This is a genomic window from Oceanobacillus sp. FSL W7-1281 (assembly GCF_037969835.1).
Lineage (GTDB): Bacteria > Bacillota > Bacilli > Bacillales > Amphibacillaceae > Oceanobacillus > Oceanobacillus oncorhynchi.
In genome coordinates this window covers 853,002-870,570 of record NZ_CP150214.1, presented here as the reverse complement: position 1 = coordinate 870,570, position 17,569 = coordinate 853,002, and the positions used below count along the sequence as shown (strand labels likewise).

The 17,569-nt window shown below is 39.2% G+C and carries 15 protein-coding genes and 1 riboswitch; of the genes, 7 read left to right on the top strand and 8 right to left on the bottom strand.

All coding sequences use genetic code 11. The features are described from left to right. Nucleotides 1–190 precede the first annotated feature (190 nt). The 5 genes from MKX55_RS04305 to MKX55_RS04285 all read right to left on the bottom strand — a co-directional run bounded on the left by MKX55_RS04305 (nucleotide 191) and on the right by MKX55_RS04285 (nucleotide 7,040). Nucleotides 191–1,528, bottom strand: a complete 1,338-nt coding sequence (locus tag MKX55_RS04305; RefSeq protein ID WP_339182687.1) for a CitMHS family transporter — start codon at nucleotides 1,526–1,528, stop codon at nucleotides 191–193. A gap of 158 nt (nucleotides 1,529–1,686) precedes the next feature. After that, the gene (locus MKX55_RS04300) at nucleotides 1,687–2,415 is read right to left on the bottom strand and encodes a response regulator (protein WP_339236324.1); all 729 of its coding nucleotides are present in this window, start codon (nucleotides 2,413–2,415) and stop codon (nucleotides 1,687–1,689) included. Next, nucleotides 2,408–4,063, bottom strand: a complete 1,656-nt coding sequence (locus tag MKX55_RS04295; protein WP_339236322.1) for a sensor histidine kinase — start codon at nucleotides 4,061–4,063, stop codon at nucleotides 2,408–2,410. Before MKX55_RS04295 ends, MKX55_RS04300 begins: the two co-directional genes overlap by 8 nt. A gap of 485 nt (nucleotides 4,064–4,548) precedes the next feature. Further along, entirely contained in the window at nucleotides 4,549–6,141 is a 1,593-nt protein-coding gene (locus MKX55_RS04290) for an ABC transporter permease (protein ID WP_339182684.1), read from the bottom strand. Continuing rightward, a complete protein-coding gene (locus MKX55_RS04285; RefSeq protein ID WP_339236320.1) occupies nucleotides 6,138–7,040 on the bottom strand; it encodes an ABC transporter ATP-binding protein in 903 nt (300 codons plus the stop codon). The genes MKX55_RS04290 and MKX55_RS04285 overlap by 4 nt, the downstream gene beginning before the upstream one ends. Before the next feature lie 147 nt (nucleotides 7,041–7,187). Here MKX55_RS04285 and MKX55_RS04280 point away from each other — a divergent pair, with 147 nt between their 5' ends. Then, nucleotides 7,188–7,787 (top strand): TetR/AcrR family transcriptional regulator, encoded by a 600-nt coding sequence (locus tag MKX55_RS04280; protein WP_339182681.1) that lies wholly within the window; start codon nucleotides 7,188–7,190, stop codon nucleotides 7,785–7,787. A gap of 35 nt (nucleotides 7,788–7,822) precedes the next feature. On the opposite strand, the gene brnQ is transcribed toward MKX55_RS04280, so the two are convergent. Then, a complete protein-coding gene (gene brnQ, locus MKX55_RS04275) occupies nucleotides 7,823–9,160 on the bottom strand; it encodes a branched-chain amino acid transport system II carrier protein (protein WP_339182680.1) in 1,338 nt (445 codons plus the stop codon). A 257-nt stretch (nucleotides 9,161–9,417) separates the two neighbouring features. Between brnQ and MKX55_RS04270 the strand changes: the two genes are divergently transcribed. The 6 genes from MKX55_RS04270 (at nucleotide 9,418) to MKX55_RS04245 (ending at nucleotide 14,849) form a co-directional block, all read left to right on the top strand. Further along, nucleotides 9,418–10,587 carry a pyridoxal phosphate-dependent aminotransferase gene (locus MKX55_RS04270; RefSeq protein WP_339238421.1) on the top strand — a complete coding sequence of 390 codons (1,170 nt, stop codon included), beginning with the start codon at nucleotides 9,418–9,420 and terminating at the stop codon, nucleotides 10,585–10,587. 61 nt (nucleotides 10,588–10,648) lie between these two features. Further along, nucleotides 10,649–10,745, top strand: a riboswitch (SAM riboswitch). A gap of 137 nt (nucleotides 10,746–10,882) precedes the next feature. Then, nucleotides 10,883–11,902: an ATP-binding cassette domain-containing protein gene (locus tag MKX55_RS04265; RefSeq protein WP_339236317.1), complete on the top strand. Its 1,020-nt coding sequence runs from the start codon at nucleotides 10,883–10,885 to the stop codon at nucleotides 11,900–11,902. Then, nucleotides 11,898–12,566, top strand: coding sequence for a methionine ABC transporter permease (locus MKX55_RS04260; RefSeq protein WP_339238419.1), 669 nt, complete (start codon nucleotides 11,898–11,900; stop codon nucleotides 12,564–12,566). The genes MKX55_RS04265 and MKX55_RS04260 overlap by 5 nt, the downstream gene beginning before the upstream one ends. 14 nt (nucleotides 12,567–12,580) lie before the next feature. Then, nucleotides 12,581–13,726, top strand: coding sequence for an alpha-hydroxy-acid oxidizing protein (locus tag MKX55_RS04255; protein ID WP_339236316.1), 1,146 nt, complete (start codon nucleotides 12,581–12,583; stop codon nucleotides 13,724–13,726). Between the two features lie 105 nt (nucleotides 13,727–13,831). Further along, nucleotides 13,832–14,602: a 2-keto-4-pentenoate hydratase gene (locus MKX55_RS04250; protein WP_339236314.1), complete on the top strand. Its 771-nt coding sequence runs from the start codon at nucleotides 13,832–13,834 to the stop codon at nucleotides 14,600–14,602. Between the two features lie 28 nt (nucleotides 14,603–14,630). After that, a complete protein-coding gene (locus tag MKX55_RS04245) occupies nucleotides 14,631–14,849 on the top strand; it encodes a hypothetical protein (RefSeq protein ID WP_339236311.1) in 219 nt (72 codons plus the stop codon). A 109-nt stretch (nucleotides 14,850–14,958) separates the two neighbouring features. On the opposite strand, the gene MKX55_RS04240 is transcribed toward MKX55_RS04245, so the two are convergent. Both MKX55_RS04240 and MKX55_RS04235 read right to left on the bottom strand, forming a co-directional pair. Then, entirely contained in the window at nucleotides 14,959–16,083 is a 1,125-nt protein-coding gene (locus MKX55_RS04240; protein ID WP_339236309.1) for a tyramine oxidase subunit B, read from the bottom strand. Continuing rightward, nucleotides 16,080–17,426: a sodium/glutamate symporter gene (locus tag MKX55_RS04235; RefSeq protein WP_339182672.1), complete on the bottom strand. Its 1,347-nt coding sequence runs from the start codon at nucleotides 17,424–17,426 to the stop codon at nucleotides 16,080–16,082. The genes MKX55_RS04240 and MKX55_RS04235 overlap by 4 nt, the downstream gene beginning before the upstream one ends. Nucleotides 17,427–17,569 lie beyond the last annotated feature (143 nt).

Here is a 17,569-nt window from a genome sequence, read left to right as displayed (position 1 = left end):
GGAATTGTATATAACTAAACAATTCCTGCATTTTCAGTAAACTAAACCTTTTTAATTCCCTTTCTATATCTCTTAAAAAATTTATTAATCAGATAAAATTTTTCGTCATATGTTTCGTAATCTACGTTATTCGGTTTCCCCTAAAAATAAGAGACACAAACTTCCCTATATAATGTCGAATAGAGCCCTCCTAAATAACTCCAATAAATACTGCAATGATTACTAATACAATACTTAATCCCCACAACCAAGGAAGAGAATATTTGATATGACGCCCCATTTCTAAACCAGATAAACCAAGTGCCAGCCAAACTGCTGGTGCAAGCGGACTAACAAATGTCCCTACAATGTTTCCAATAACCATTGCATATGCTGTAGATACGGATTCTACACCAAAACCTGATGCAATCTGTTCTACAACCGGCAGCAATCCAAAATAATACGCATCTGTACTCGTTAGTAAGTCAAGCGGTACTCCTAAGAAACCGATAACCAGATGTAAATATGGTCCGACAGCTTCAGGCATGATTTTCACACCATCTTCCGCTATAGCGTCCATCATCCCTGTGCCGGTTAAAATTCCTAAAAATGTTCCAGCAGCTAAGATGATGGTCGCCATTGTCAGGGCACTTGATGCATGCGCTTTTATTCTTTCCGTTTGATCTTTCATTTTTGGATAATTGATTGGTAATGCAAACCCAAGTCCAATCATAAATGCAAGACCAGCTGGGATAATCCCTGATACTAACAGCGCGATAACACCTAATGCAATAATCGTATTTATCCAAAGTAATTTCGGCCGTGCGTTTGGATTTTCATTGGAGGAACCCTTCTTATCATACATATTGTCAGCATCTATATCTTTCGCAGTCTTCTCCAATGCAGCAGCACCCTCCAGTTTTCCAAAGCGCTGTTCCACTTTCTTTTTTTCCCTAAATCCAAGAAATACCGCTATACCAATCATCAAAACCATCCCAATGATCTGGACAGGAATGAGTGGATACCATAACTCCGTAACATCTTCACCTAAAACAGAAGCAGTACGTCCTAAAGGTCCGGCCCACGGAACCATATTCATAATGGCTGCACTTCCTCCGACCAAAAGTAGCAGCAAATATGGATTCATATTCAATCGTTTATACAACGGAAGCAGTGCTGGAATCGTAATGAGAAATGTTGATGCTCCAGAACCATCCAAATGAGCAATCGCTGCAATAAACACAGTAGCTACACTTACAGCGATAATATTCCCCCGAGAAATCGCAACCATTTTATTAATTAATGGGTCAAATAGTCCGGCATCTGACATCACACCGAAGAAAAGAATTGCAAAAATGAACATAACAGCAACATTGATTACAGTAGCAATTCCTTCATTAAAAAATTCTCCAATTTCTCCTAAACCAAAACCTGCAATAAACGCACCTAAAATAGGTATTAATACCATAGCAATAATTGGTTGAACCTTACCCCGAATCAATAAAATAACAATTGCCAATATTGTTAAAAATCCTATTAAACTTAACATCCCTATCTCTCCTTATTTCATACTATTGACTACCCTTGTAATTGCTAGCTAATTACACCCCTTTTTTGAAAGCGTTAACAAAAATTCAATTAATAAATAAAATAGCATGAAAAAAAAGAAGGCGGAACCTTCTTCTCATAAGTTGTTTATTACTTATATTAATCATTTTGTTCATAAGTTTCACGAAGTATATACTCACGTTCTGGTCTGCCGACAGTTCCGTATTTTAAAGTCGTATGAACCTCTTTCGCAGACACCAGGTATTCCAGATACCGGCGTGCCGTAGACCTGCTTGTCCCAATTTTCTTACTTAGTTCCACTGCAGTGACTCCTTTCCCTTTATCTGCCCCCAAAAGCTGCTTGATATCATTTAACGTAATCGGATCAATTCCTTTAGGTAAATTTGTGTTTGTACTACTGGAGCGAGATGGATAACTGCCGTCTGTCACACCTGTAAAAGCATCAATTTCCATTTGTTCTAACGTCTCTTTAGCAGAAAAGATTTTTCGGTATTCTTTATATCGCTCTAAGGACTGCGCAAAACGATCCGCATCAACAGGTTTTACAATGTAATCAAAAGCGCCTCCCCTTAATGCTTCTTTAATGGTTATTGTTTCATTAGCGGCAGTAACAGGAATTAAATCGATATCATGATAGAGATGACGTATTTGCCAAAGCAGCTCCAATCCTGTTACATCAGGAATGTAAATATCAAGCAGAATCAGCTGCGGACGAGAAGTGCACTCTTTAAGATAGGCAAGTGCTTCTTCCCCTGTTTTTACCACTCCCTGCACCGTATACCCTTCTATCCTCTCTATGTATCTCCGGTTGATTTCAGCAATTCGGAAATCGTCTTCGATAATAAGAGCCTGTATGCTATCATTCATCCGAGTCTCCTCCATTTTTAGGTATAATCATTACAAAACAAGCGCCGCCCATTTCTCCTTCTTCCAGCATGATTTGACCACCTTGCTTATGGACGGCATGTCGTGTCAACGCCAACCCTATTCCACGATTTTTCTCTCCTTTTGTGGAGTACCCCTGTTCAAAGATATGAGCTGCCGCCTCTTCTGATATACCCTGACCAGAATCATCCACCTCTACCACGATGTCATCCCCAATGTCAGTGAAAAAGAGACTGATTTGCCGCTCGCTCTCCTGATTACCTTTCACGGATTCCAACGCGTTTTCAAGCATATTTCCAATTCCAGTAATTAAGGCCTCCTGCTTATCCCCATAGTAAGCATGATTAAGCTGGCTGTCCGGATGAAGGGAAATAGTCACCCCAAGCTCATTCGCCTGATTGATTTTCCCTTGCAAAAGTCCCTGAACTACTGGATCGGCTGCATGTTGCGTTAAGATTAGCGATTGCTTCTCTTGGATATTTCTTTTCTTTTTAATAAAATCGATGGCTTCTTTGTGTTCTCCTAACTGAAGCAAACCGAGAATGGTATATAAACTATTGGAAAATTCATGTGTTTGAGCACGTTGAGCATTTGCATACTGTCTAATTTGTTGAAGCTCCTGGGTCACATGCTCTATCTCTGTTTTTTTCCGGAAAGTAGAAACTGCCCCAGCTATCTCCCCTTCCATATAAATAGGTGCTTGGTTTACTATGACAATGGATTCACCAAGAATCATTTCCTTGTCGTACTGGCTCTTCCCGCTTTCCAGTACTTCACACAAACCAGTATGAGGAATCAGTTGATCAATCGATTTTCCGGAAGAATAATCAAACTGCTGGGCCTCCGGAAACAAAATCTGTTTTGCGGCTTTGTTCATCATGATTATCATTCCATTATGATCAACCGCTATCATTCCTTCATGAGTAGACTGTAATATCGCTTCCTTTTGCAATAGCAAATAAGAAATATCCTTTGGTTCCATATTAAACAATAACTTTTTAATATGATAAGCAATAAAAATGGCACCTGCAATTCCTAATACAATAACTCCTATCATGGTAAGCCACAGGGACTTGCTCTGATTCGCTATAATGCTTTGGACATCCTCACTTAGAAAGCCTACCGATACGACACCGATAATATTTCCTGATTCATCTCTTACTGGCACTTTTCCACGAATAGATAATCCAAGTGACCCCTCACTCTGAGATACATAAGCTTCTCCATCTTGTAAAGCACGGGTATTGTCTCCGCCAATCATTTTTTCTCCAATTCTTTCTGGGTTTGGATGGGAATAGCGAATTCCTTCTTTGTTTCCTACAACAATAAATTCAGCACCCGTTTCTTCCTGAATCGGAGCTACCGTTTCCTGAATGACCGAAGCAGGATGATGTAACTCGAAGGCCGCAATGATTTCTGGTGTATTGGCAACACTTTGAGCTACACTTAGCGCCCGTTTCCCTACCTGGTCTTCAATGGTGTTGGTAATAAACGAGTGGAGAAACCAAGTAAAAAGAATAAAAATACCAAAAATCAGCAGGCTAATCAGGATAATCATCTTGCTTTTTAAACTTAACACTGTTTTAGATTCCGAATTTTCTTTTTTATTTGATTTACGAAAATAAAACATATTGTTGGTCTCCTCATTATGCAAAACTCGTAAGAAAGATTATCTTTCGGCAGCCTGATTCAAATCCCACTGTCTCAAGTTTTTCTAATCTTTTCTGTCATTCTATTATAAAGGGAACGAGATATGTATGTCACTTTTTCAATAAATATACCATCATTGTATAATCTTAATTGCATTTGTCCAAACATTGACTGCAAATCCATTTCCATTCTTATCTCTAATTTTTTCCGCAGGCATCCTCAACCTTTTTTCTGAGCCGACGGATACTTATGCTTTTCACTTTCGTGACAGCATGCCCCCTTCCAAATGCATACTGATTTGCTTCTTTCCACTCTATTATATTACAAATAAAAAAGTAACCTCTTACGGCAATCAGTATAAAAGAGATTACTTTCAATTAAATTATAATTATATACCAGTTTTCTTCACAAACGAGGATTTAATTCTCTGTTTGAAATTTCTACAGACATGATTTTTTCCATCTGTTACCCTTCTATATCACGCCGCTTATATCCCAATGCACCAATAAATATCAATAATACACTTATTCCGCATAGAATCAGTAACGCTGCATAAGACAGCTCCTCACTAGGGTAAACTGGTACATGTTCATAGACCGATAGATTTCTTACCCAATCCGGAAGCTCTAAAATATCTCCCAGATAGATTACGATAAACCCGTAGACAAGAAACAGCCATACAAGTGAAGCTGCTCTCGGCAGCCAGCCAATGAATAAAACAGCCGTACCCAATACGAATAAAAGTGCGGGGATATAAACCATAGAAGCCCCCAGTACATCTGAAAATGGCATCATGTCTTCACTGATGACCGCTCCAAAACTCCATAATGCTACCGCCTGCAATATCGGCACCAGAACCGCAATCAGGATAGCTGGAACGAGATAAGCCCTCAAAAGCTGTATCCGCGATACTGCCCTGCTGAAGACAAGTTCTGTCCGATGAGCTTTCTCTTCACCCCGAAGCCTTAAGAAGCTGATAATTACTGGTGCCGTGATAAATAATGCCATGATTCCCATTAATAAAACAATAAATTGCTCCATTACATTGCCTTCCCCTGTTAAAAAGGCCTGCATCGCTTCATTCTCTAAAAAGAAGGTCTCTAAATCTCCTAATATAAGTGCAAAAACGATATTAAGCAGCAAAATGCCAAGCGTCCACATAAAAATCATTGTTTTTTGTAAACGAAGGATCAGTCCCGTCTTTGTTTTTAAAAAGGCAGAGGCATGAACAGAGCCTGCCCGTTCCGGTAATAATCCATCTCCTATATCACGTTTTGCCTGCAGGATAAATGCTATAATTCCCAATCCAAGACTGCTTACCAGCAATAAACCAATTGGAAAGACGTTATTTTCTACGAAAACGTACGCTCTTGATAACCAGCCAAGCGGACTGATCCAAGATAAAAATGCGACATTCACATCCCCGATAGCACGCAAAAGATAGAAGAAAAACAGCGCACTAAAACTAAATACACTCGCCCCCCTTGAAGAGGTAACAAAATGAGCAAAGAATGCTGTCATTGTACCAAACAACAGCCCAAAGCTTCCCAAAAGGGCGCTATAAAGAACAACTCCAGAAAATCCAAAACTATCTATTTGCATAGAGCCCATTGCTGCCGCCAGCAGGAGAACGAATAAAACATTCGCAGTCAGCATTACCATAAAAGAAGCGGTCAAATAGCTTAATCGTCCGACAGATCTTGATTGGACCAGCTCTAAGATGCCATTCTCCTCATCATCCCTTGTCAGCTTAGACATGAGTAAAATATTCATAATAGCCACTGCAATCGCAGAAAACAACAGCATTTCCAACGCAAATAAGCTGCTTGCCTCCTGATAATGATCATACCCTATTCCAAGCATAGCAATCATAGCCGGGTTTTCCATTGTGATGGAATAAGCTTCTCTGGATGCCTGATCCGGATACAAATCTGGATAAGCATAAGCTACGGAGCAAGTCACCAAAACAAGTCCCGCCAGCCATAACAGCAATCGCAGCCTGTGCTGCCTTATTAAGATTGGAAACAGTACCCTTGTTCCTTTGATATGCTTCCTCATTGTGCATTCCCCTCACCGCTGCGTTCTTCATAATGGCGCATAAATAAATCTTCTAAAGTTGGTGGCGTGCTCTCTAATTTCCGAACACCATATTTATTTAGATAATTAATAATCTCCTCCATATGATCTGTATCTGCTTGAAAAGTAAATTGTCTCCCTGATTCTTCCAATTGATGCACACCGGACAGCTTTACTAACCCTTCTGGAGCTTCCCTGGTTTCCACCTGCATCTGCATCCTTGTTAAATGACGCAAATCATCCAGTGTACCTCTTTCAATAATTTTTCCTTTACGAATAATCGCAACACGATCACAAAGTTTCTCGACTTCCGATAAAATATGACTGGATAAAAGCACTGTCTTCCCTGCTTTCTTCACTTCTTTGACACCTTGCTGAAAGGTATGCTCCATCAATGGATCGAGCCCTGAGGTCGGTTCATCCAGAATAAACAAATCAGCTTCTGAAGCAAATGCAGCAATCAGAGCAATCTTTTGCCGGTTTCCCTTCGAATAAGACCTTGCTTTTTTCGTCGGATCAAATTGAAATCGTTCCACCCATTCATCGCGCTTTTTCTCAGAAAAGCTTCCATTCATTTTCAGTAAAACATCAATCACTTCTCCGCCCGTTAAATTGGGCCATACATAAACATCTCCCGGCACATAGGCACAGCGTTTATGAATTTCTGCAGCATCCTTCCACGCATCCTTCCCAAATAAGGTCGCGCATCCCTCTGTTGCCTTTAACATTCCTAATAAAATACGTATCGTTGTTGACTTACCCGCTCCATTCGGTCCAATAAATCCGTAGATCTCCCCTTCTTTTAATTCCATCGACACTTGATCCAGCGCTTGAAAATCACCAAATCTTTTCGAAATCCAATCCAGCTGCAGTACAGTCATAAGAATCCCCCTCAAAAGTTTTGAAATATTAAACCTTATATATTTCATAATATAGATAAAAAGTTCTTTCGTCAATAAGTTTTGAAATATTATTGTGTTTATATTTCATTTTCAAATATGATATGATAAGGATGGAGGTGGCAAGCTATGGATGGATTTGAACGAAGAACATCAATCAAAAAAGAAAAGATTTTAAATACAAGCACAGCATTATTTCAAAAAGAGGGCATCAAAAAGGTTTCCATCTCGAAGATTGCAAAAGAAGCAAATGTGTCACAAGTAACCATTTATAATTATTTTGAGAGCAAGGAAAACTTATTGCATGAAGTGCTTGTCTACTATACTAATCAAATGTGGGAAAAATATCATAAACTCATTGAAGAGCCGATATCGTATGAAGAGAAGATGAAGCAGCTTATCTTCTCTGAAGCACAAATCGTAAATGATGTACACGAGGAATTTTCCAATTATATGATGGAGCAATATAAAATACCAGGTAATTTTATCGAGCGTCTCTACCAGGAAAAGGCACTTCCAGCAATGATGCAGCTCGTTCAACAGGGGAGGGATGAAGGTTTTATTGATCCTGCTATCAGCGATACGGCTATCTTCGTCTACCTTCAGATGTTTAGCGATTATTTACAAAAAGGAGATGCCATCGAACAACTCGTCCCTTTAACAGAAGAATTAATGAAATTGTTTTTCTACGGTATTGCAGGAAAAAATGAACAAAAAAAACCTGACTGAGCGTTTTCAATCTGCCAGTCAGGTTTTATTTCATTTTATTTTTTCACTTTCGCTACAATAATCATTACTACTGCAACAATTGCTGCCGGCAAGAGCCAGCCTAAGCCTTCTTCATAAAGCAGAAGATTCTCCACAAGCATCTTATCAAGTGAATCCAGCCAGCCAGGCAATTCCAATCCTATTGAATCAAAAAGCGCTAAAAGACCGTCTATGATACTAAAAATGAACGTGACCGCTATGGTCGGAATGTACACTAAACGTGAATGATTGAAAAATGGTGATACAAAAGTTAATAAAACCAACACCATCGCCAGCGGATATAAGAACATCAACACTGGAATAGAGAAAGAAATAATGTTTTCCAGTCCAAAGTTAGCAACGACAAACGTTAAAATGGAAAAGAAAAACACCCATGGCTTATAAGCAATGGCAGGAATGATGGAATGAAAGTATTCCGCATTCGCTGTAATCAGTCCAATTGCTGTTGTCAGACAAGCCAATATAATAATAGCTGCCAGCAAAATAGCTCCAAATGTACCGAAATAATGCGTTGCTGCTCCACTTAATACAGGTCCCCCGTTTTCAAATATACCCAATTCTAACACACTGGTTGCTCCTAAATAGGAAATCCCGACATAAATGATAGCAAGTAACGCTGTTGATGTTAAACCGATTTTCGTAACTGCTGAAAGAATTTGATTGTTATTCGTAATCCCAAATCCTTTGATAACATTAATAATAATAATCCCAAATACTAATGCAGCCAAGGCATCCATCGTGTTATAACCTTCCAAAAATCCAATGAAAAAGGCAGAAGACTGATATCCTTCTTCTGGAGACTGAATGGATCCCATCGGATTAAAAAATGCAACGGCTAATAAAACAAGCAGTAAAACCACCAGCGCCGGCGCCAAAAATTTCCCAATATTATCGACAATTTTTGATGGGAATAACGAGAAAAGCAGAGTAATTAAGAAAAAGACCCCTGTAAAAATCAAGAGTACCGTTGATTGTGCTCCTTCACTTACATATGGTGCAATACCAACCTCATAAGCTACCGTTCCTGTTCTTGGAGCTGCAAAGAATGGACCAATCGTTAAATAAAGTAAGGCTGTAAATGCAAGACCATAAACAGGGTGAACACGACTTGCAAGCTCCTGTAAATTATTTTTTCCAGAGAAGCCCATTGCCATAATACCGAGAAAAGGCAGCCCTACTCCAGTTATTAAAAAGCCAATCGTAGCCGGGATAATATTATCCCCTGATAACTGTCCCAGTTGTGCAGGGAAAATCAGATTTCCCGCTCCAAAAAATAAAGCAAATAACATAAATGCAATTGCTAAATAATTTCCTATACGCAGTTTGGTATTCATTTTTATTCCTCCTACCTCCAAACCAAATAATTCTTGGAATTATCTAATTATTTAACATAATTTGACACGATTTCTATCTTACTACTTTAACATATGAAATGCAACGGAAAAAGGGATGAATAGGGATTATAGAAAAAATTCCCATACATCCCTGGTTTGCTGTTCTCTCATATTTTTTATAGACAATCGCACTGCAAACTTATACTATTAGATGTAATTATAAAATTTACAAACTAGTATAAAGAGGTCGATAGATGATGAAGTTATCCCGTCGTGTAGAAAAGCTTCCTGCTCAATTTTTTGCATCCCTTGCCGCTAAAGTCGCTGCAGCACTAGAAGAAGGAAGAGATATTATCAATCTCGGACAAGGCAACCCGGATCAGCCGACACCGCCGCATATTATCCGTGCCCTTCAGGAAAGTGCCGAAAATCCGGTTGCCCATAAATATTCCCCTTTCCGCGGTACCGATGAATTAAAAAAGGCTGCAGCACAATTTTATAAAAGAGAATATGATGTCGATTTAGACCCTGCTTCAGAAATTGCTATTCTGTTCGGCAGTAAAATCGGTCTGATAGAGCTCCCTTTAGCTGTTATGGATGAAGGCGAATTAATGCTCTTGCCAGACCCTGGATATCCAGATTATTTGTCCAGTGTTCCATTAGCAGATGTTACTTATGACACCTTCCCATTATTAGAGGAAAACAATTTTTTACCAGATTATGCTGCCCTGACGGCGGAACAAAAGAAACTTGCCAAGCTATTATATCTCAACTATCCAAACAATCCGACCGGAGGAGTTGCAACGAAAGAATTTTTTGAAGAGACCGTTGCATTAGCGGAGGAAAATGATATCGGCGTTGTTCATGATTTCGCTTATGGAGCCATCGGTTTCGACGGCCATCAGCCAGTAAGCTTCCTGCAAACAAAAGGAGCGAAAGATGTCGGCGTTGAGCTGTACACCCTTTCCAAAACCTATAATATGGCTGGCTGGCGAGTCGGTTTTGCTGCCGGCAACAAAGATATGATTGAAGCGATTAATATTCTGCAGGACCATTTATTTGTCAGTCTTTTCCCAGCTATTCAAAAGGCAGCTGCGGAAGCATTATCAGGTGATCAAAGCTGTGTCACCTCGCTTGTCGAACGCTATGAACAACGCAGAGATGTTCTCATAGAAGAATGCAGACGTATCGGCTGGGAAGTCACTGCACCGAAAGGCTCTTTCTTTGCCTGGCTCCCTGTACCAGCGGCGTTTACAAGTGAAGCATTTGCCGATTATTTATTACAAGAGGCGGATGTTGCCGTTGCAGCCGGGAATGGTTTCGGAAGGAATGGAGAAGGTTATATACGCGTCGGATTACTCGTAGAAGAGGAGCGTATTCGTGAAGCTATTCGACGTATTGAGAAACTGCAGCTGTTTCAAAAATAAATATTGACGAAACTTGTAAAATAAGATACTTTTAAAGAATACAATTCAATTACGATTATACCTCTTATCCAGAGCAGCTGAGGGACTGGCCCGTTGAAGCTCGGCAACCTTTAAAAAGGTGCTAATTCCAGCAAGACATCCGTCTTGAAAGATGAGAGCAGAAAATAAGATTACATTTTCGAGCCTCTCTTTCATCTAGAGAGGCTCTTTTTACAAATTGTATAGATTTTGATAAGAAAAGCTGCTGATAACTACCAGTTCAGCATAAATGATAGAAAGGCAGGAAAAACAGCAGATGATTAAATTAGAGAATGTCACCAAAATTTTCCCCTCCAAAAAAGGAAAAGATGTTACTGCACTGGACAATGTGACGATTTCTGTCCACAAAGGAGAAATCCATGGCGTAATCGGCTACAGCGGTGCAGGAAAAAGTACATTAATTCGCTGTGCCAATTTACTGGAATCCCCTTCGAAAGGCAAGGTTTGGATTGATGGAATTGACTTAACCAAATTATCAAAAGAAAAGCTCCGGCAGACAAGACAGAAAGTCGGCATGATTTTTCAGCATTTTAATTTATTAAGGACTGCCAATGTCTATGAGAATATTGCGATTCCATTAAAATTACTCGGCGTACCGAAGGCAGAAGTTAAGGAAAGAGTCATGAAATACTTAGATATTGTCGATTTAGCCGAGAAAAAAGATGCTTATCCTTCTCAGCTTTCCGGCGGTCAAAAACAGCGTGTTGCTATTGCCAGAGCACTGTCCCAGGAACCACAGGTTCTCCTGAGCGATGAAGCAACCAGCGCACTTGATCCAGAAACAACAAATTCCATTCTCGAACTATTATTAAAAATTAATGCAGAGCTTGGAATCACAATTCTATTGATTACGCATGAAATGAACGTCATCCAAAAAATATGCGATTATGTTTACGTTATTGAAAACGGAAACCTCATTGAACAAGGGTCGACGATAGAATTATTTACAAAACCTAAACAGCCGACAACCAAAAAATTCTTAAATACCATTTCACAACGAAAATTATCGGACCGTTTGATTGATGATTTGAATTTAGAGGGCAAAGTAATTCGTTTGACCTTCCTTGGTGAAAATACAGGACAGCCATTGTTATCTAAGGTTACACAGCAGTTTTATGTAGAACCGAATATCTTGACGGCAAATATTATCGAATTAAAAAATGGCATTGTCGGTAACCTTGTCGTTCATTTAATCGGCAGTGAGCATCAAGTGGAACATTCTCTCTCCTTCTTGCAGGAACAAGGCGTAGAAGTAGAAGAATTGGGGGTGAATTGACATGCAGGCATTTATTGATCAATGGGGTTCAGAGTTTTATGATGCCATAATAGAAACCATTCAAATGGTTTTAATCTCTTTGTTTTTCGCTATTATTATCGGCGTTATTTTAGCTATTCTCTTAGTTTTGACACGACCGGGACAACCATTACAAAATAAATTTGTTTATCAGTTTTTAAACTTACTGATTAACGTTATCCGATCGATTCCGTTTATTATTCTTTTATTCTTCATGCTTCCTTTTACCAAATTGATCGTAGGTGTGACCATTGGTGTCAAAGGGGTTATTGTACCGCTCGTTGTCAATGCAGCTCCTTATATTGCCAGACTGATTGAATCCTCCCTGCTGGAGGTCAACCAAGGTGTTATTGAAGCATACCGGGCGATGGGAGTAAAAACACATCAAATTATTTGGAATGTGATGCTGCGGGAAGCGAGACCAGCTATTGTTCTTGCATTAACTATCGCAACGATCAGCCTTATCGGGGCAACCGCTATGGCCGGCTTAGTCGGAGCAGGAGGCCTAGGTGACCTTGCTTACCGGTTTGGACATCTGCGTTATGAAACAGATGTCATGTATGTCACCGTTATTATGCTCGTTATTATCGTTCAAGGTCTTCAGTCTCTCGGTAACCGGCTCGCCGAACGATTGAAAAAAGATTAATTGGGGGAAAAAATATGACAACCTCATCCAAAAAAGGCTCTTTCTTAGAGCATATAACCATACAGGATTCCTTTCCGATTGGAACTGTACAGCTTGAAGCTGCAGCAAAGCATGCCCTGCCGGCAGAAGTGTTTGGCCACATCCGCTCCGGTGCCGGAGGAGAAGAAACGTTAAGAAAAAACAGGGAAGCCTTTGAGAAATATTCAATTGTTCCCAGATTTTTACGTAATGTCTCGGAAGTGGACACATCTATACGTATTTTAGGAAAAGAATATGCTTCCCCATTGATGGTTGCTCCGATAGGTCATTTAAAAATGGTTCATGAAGAGCCTGACTTTGCCGTTGCAAATGTTGCAGCTTCAATGAATATTCCATATATCCAAAGTACGGTTACAGCAAGATCTATCGAAGAAGTCTCAGAGGCTGTTCCTCATGGGCCAAAATGGTTTCAGTTATATTGGGCCAATAATGATGCTATTTCCTACAGTATGGCAGAACGCGCAGAAAAAGCCGGGTATGAAGCGATTGTCGTCACCGTGGATACCATGATTCTCGGGTGGCGTGAAGATGATATGAGGCATCAGTACTCCCCATTGAAAAAAGGTTATGGAAAAGCAAACTATGTCCAAGATCCTGCATTTCAGGAAGGATTAAAGGATGGCCAGGATGAAATTGATTCGATTATTGAAAACCTTCATCATCCATCGCTCCATTGGGACAATATAACAGAATTACGGCAACGCACGAAGCTGCCGATTTTTCTAAAAGGCATCCTTCATCCGGAAGATGCAAAACAAGCAATAAATGCCGGCATAGACGGAATAATTGTGTCCAATCATGGCGGCAGACAAATGGATGGAATCATACCAAGTCTGGAAGCATTACCAGCTATACGCGAAGCTGTTGGTCCAGATTTTCCTTTGCTGCTTGACAGCGGTATCCGCCGGGGAGCAGATGTCATCAAGGCTCTGGCGCTTGGCGCAGATGCAATTTTATTTGGACGTCCTTATACCTACGCGCTTGCACTTCAGGGAGAAGCAGGGGTTCAGAAGATATTCGCCAACCTTGCGCAAGAAGTTGCTGTATCGATGGCATTATCTGGAGCTAAGTCAATAGAAGAAGTAAAGCAGCTTACATTGAAAATTGCTGCTGATAACTAAGTATATATACAGAGCGGCCTCTTGACGGAGACGCTCTTTTCTTTCATCATATAATAATATAATATTTTGAAAAAGGATAAAAATAGGTGAAAGGAGATTTTAAGCATGAGCGTTATTCCCGAAATTTTAACACATATCGAAACAGCTTACCGGACGCATAGCCCTGTTTCATTTATTCGTGAAAACTATACGATCAGCGAAGACGAAGCATATCAAGTGCAGCATGCGTTTATAAACAAACGTGTTCAGGAGGACGATGCGGTTGCCGGCTATAAAATCAGTATGACTAGTAAAGAGACACAGGCAATTGCTGACACACATGAACCTGCCTACGGAACGATTCTAACTTCCCAAGTGCTACAGGGAGATTCTGAATATGCACTATCTCATTTATTCTCCCCATTGATTGAACCGGAGCTGATGTTTTTCATCAATGAAGACATCTCGAATGACGCAGATATTCAGGAAATCATCGAAAAAACTTCTGTTGCACCAGGGATTGAAATTCCAGATGCAAGATATATCGACTGGTTCCCGAATTTTTCATTAATGGATTTGTTATCTGACAATACAGCAACAGGCAGAATAGTTACAGGCAGCCCTGTCCCTTCCCCCAGCATAGAAAAGCTCGGTGCAATTGATCTCGATTTAAAATTTAATGGGAAAACAACACATATCGGACGCTCTGATGCAGTATTAGATAATCCTGTCAATGCGGTTAAATGGCTTGTGGAGAAATTAGCCGAGCATAACCTGTCCCTGCAAAAAGGCATGGTGGTTTCTTCTGGAACATTTATTTCGCCATTTAAAGCAGAAGCAGGTGAATATCTTGCCAGCTACCGTGATATTGGCAGTGTAAAAATAACCTTGATTTAAGCGTGATATAGAGAATATGGGGTGACTTATGATAAATAGGAAAGAGAACATTATATCAGGGGTTTTATTTATTATTGCAGGGATTTTAATTACTTTTTTCTTAAATACAGCAACTATGATTATTGCACTTTTTTTAATTACTGTACCTGCAATTTACGACTGTTACAAGAAGCCGACACTTGCTAAAATACTTTTTTATATTATTGTATTTGGAGCCTTTTCTGTTTATCTCGTTTTCTTTCTTTAGATTAAAGCTAAAGATGGGATTGCTATTCTTAATACATCGGAATAGCAATCCCTTACTTTTTTAGCTATTATTTAGCCCGCAGAAGCCAAATAGAAACAGGAAATCTGATTTATTTCGTTAAATAGGAGCTCTCCCATAGCGGAAGTGCTGTTCCTATCTTGTTCTTTAATGCATTTTGATATACTTTATATGCCCAGGCAACATCCTCTGTAGGAAGACCTCCAGTCATGCAAATAATAACCTCATCTTCTGATTTCCTTCCCGTTTTTTGACCTGAAATAATATCCCCAATATCATCAATTGCACTGTCATCATATTCACCGTTATGGATGAGCTCTAATAGTTGACCTGACATTGTCCAATCACGAATACTGGCTATACCCTCAGGATGCGATAACCCATCTTCCAGCCATTTTTTATGCATAGACCATAAATCCGATACAATTCTTGAATGATTGTAAACCTCTTGAGATAAATCTGCTGCTCCTGTCAGAATAATAAGTGCTCCAGGCTTTATACTATCTTTTTTAATTTCTGGCTTACTTTTCCCAGATGTAGCAACAGTTACAATGTCAGATTGTTGAATACAGCGATCCATATCATCGACTACTTCAACGAAAAGGTTTAATTTCTGTTCCAATTTATTAGCAATTTGCTTCCCTTTTGCTAAATTAATATCAAAAAGGACAACCTTTTCAAGTGTACTAACGGAGGTTACTATCGCTTCGATACAAGACTGGTTGATTGCACCTCCTCCAACAGCACCTAAAACTTTTGCGTCTTTCTTAGCGAGATGTTTGGAAACAACTCCCGGCACTGCACCAGTTCTCATAGAACTGACTAAGTTTCCTGCCATAATTGCAAGCGGTGCTCCTGTTTCTTTATCATTAAGCGTAAAAGTATGAATAGAACGCGGCAACCCTTTATCCATATTTTCAACATTGGAACCATACCATTTATTACCGATCACATCGAATTCTCCTCCAAGATAGGAAATAAGCGACATAAATCTCCTATCTGGACCTGCTTTTGGTATATTTTCAAATGGCTCTTCTTTATTAAACCAAAGCATTAAACCATGATCGTTTCTATTTGGCCCCCCCAGCATATAATCGCCTTTTCCCATAAGATGAAACATTTCCTCCATGGTGTTGACACATTCTTTCATATCAAGAATACCGGCCTCGATCAGTTCTTCTTCCTGTAAGTATAATAATTCTACCTTCTCACTCACTTAGATCTCTCCTTTGAATTTAATATAATCCATTTTTTATAGTAGGATACAATAAGTATTACTAAACTAAGTACGATTGTAATCACGACAAAGAGCCAATGATGCCCATTTAAAATAAGCAGCGGGGAGAATGTAATAATCGCAATCTCCACAGGAGCTATTGGTATATATGCCAATCCAAATTCATCTAACGTATTGCTTTTTAATTTTGGGTCAACAATTCTTAATAATGCAATTGCTGTTGCAACAGCTCCGGTAATCCATCCAAATGTAAAAATTCCTTTTTCAAACCAATTTTCCTGGAAATAATACCTCGATAAGACTTTATAAAAAATATAGCTGAGAATGATACCAAATATAATAAGAATGCTAAATGGCACAATATTATCAGCTACGACGGTCAGGTTAATAGATGCAATTCCAAATGCAACTAGAAAATCGGTTGCATTACCGCCTATACTGCTCATGATTTTGTTATCAACATATTCATCTGCTTTGACCCACTCCAAAAAGTATTTCAGTAATAGACCGACTAAAAAGGCAAGAGAGAATGCTGGAATCGATAAACTTGCATATAAAGATTCGCCCAGCTGGCTTAGATAATACCCAATTGAAGTAGCTATCAAGACAAGAATCAGATGAAATGCAAAAGGATCAATTAAAATACTTGATACGGTATTTTCGCCTAGTGAATCTCGTTTATCTTTCGGCAACAAACCAGATTTCAATTCATTTGGAAGCTTATCAAAACTGCTAATATAATTTGTATTTCCTTTGTTTGCATTAAATTTAATTAACAGCAAACCTACTCCTATCGCCAGAATAGCTCCTATGGTTGCTGAAGTCATTGCTAATGTGGTGGCTTCTTCCCAGCCTTGACTTTGGAATGCTTCTCCTATCGCAGCTGCGGTGCCATGCCCTCCCACAAAACCTGCTGCCAACAGCAAACCAAATCCATTATGCACATCAAAAATCGGTACTAATAACACTAATGCAAATAATAATCCTCCTCCCCACATAAGAAGCATAATAACCTGCGAATAAGACCATAATCTTCCCACTTTATCAAACATATCTGACCATTTAAATTTTGGTGTTGCTAAAGGAAGTGCAGCAAATACGAATGCAATCAATAAAGAAGGATAAGTGCTTATTAGTTCTGAAAATGGCAGTATATTTAATCCATGATTTCCTAAAACCAAGCCAAGGATTCCAGCAATAATACTTGCAGGCATAAACGACCGTTGAAATATTCCCACTTTTGCTCTCAAAAAAGTTCCAATCAGCAATAGTGCAGAAATGATACCAAAGTCGATTAAAATATCCCAAACACTAAATTCCATATTGTAACCCCTTTCATGTTGTTTTATAATACTATATCATTGAATAAGGAAAAAAATAAACCAAAATATTTAAAAAGGAATTATTTTTCCTTAATTATAATATATTCTATAAACTGATATAATTGTAATGACAAAGGAGGAAT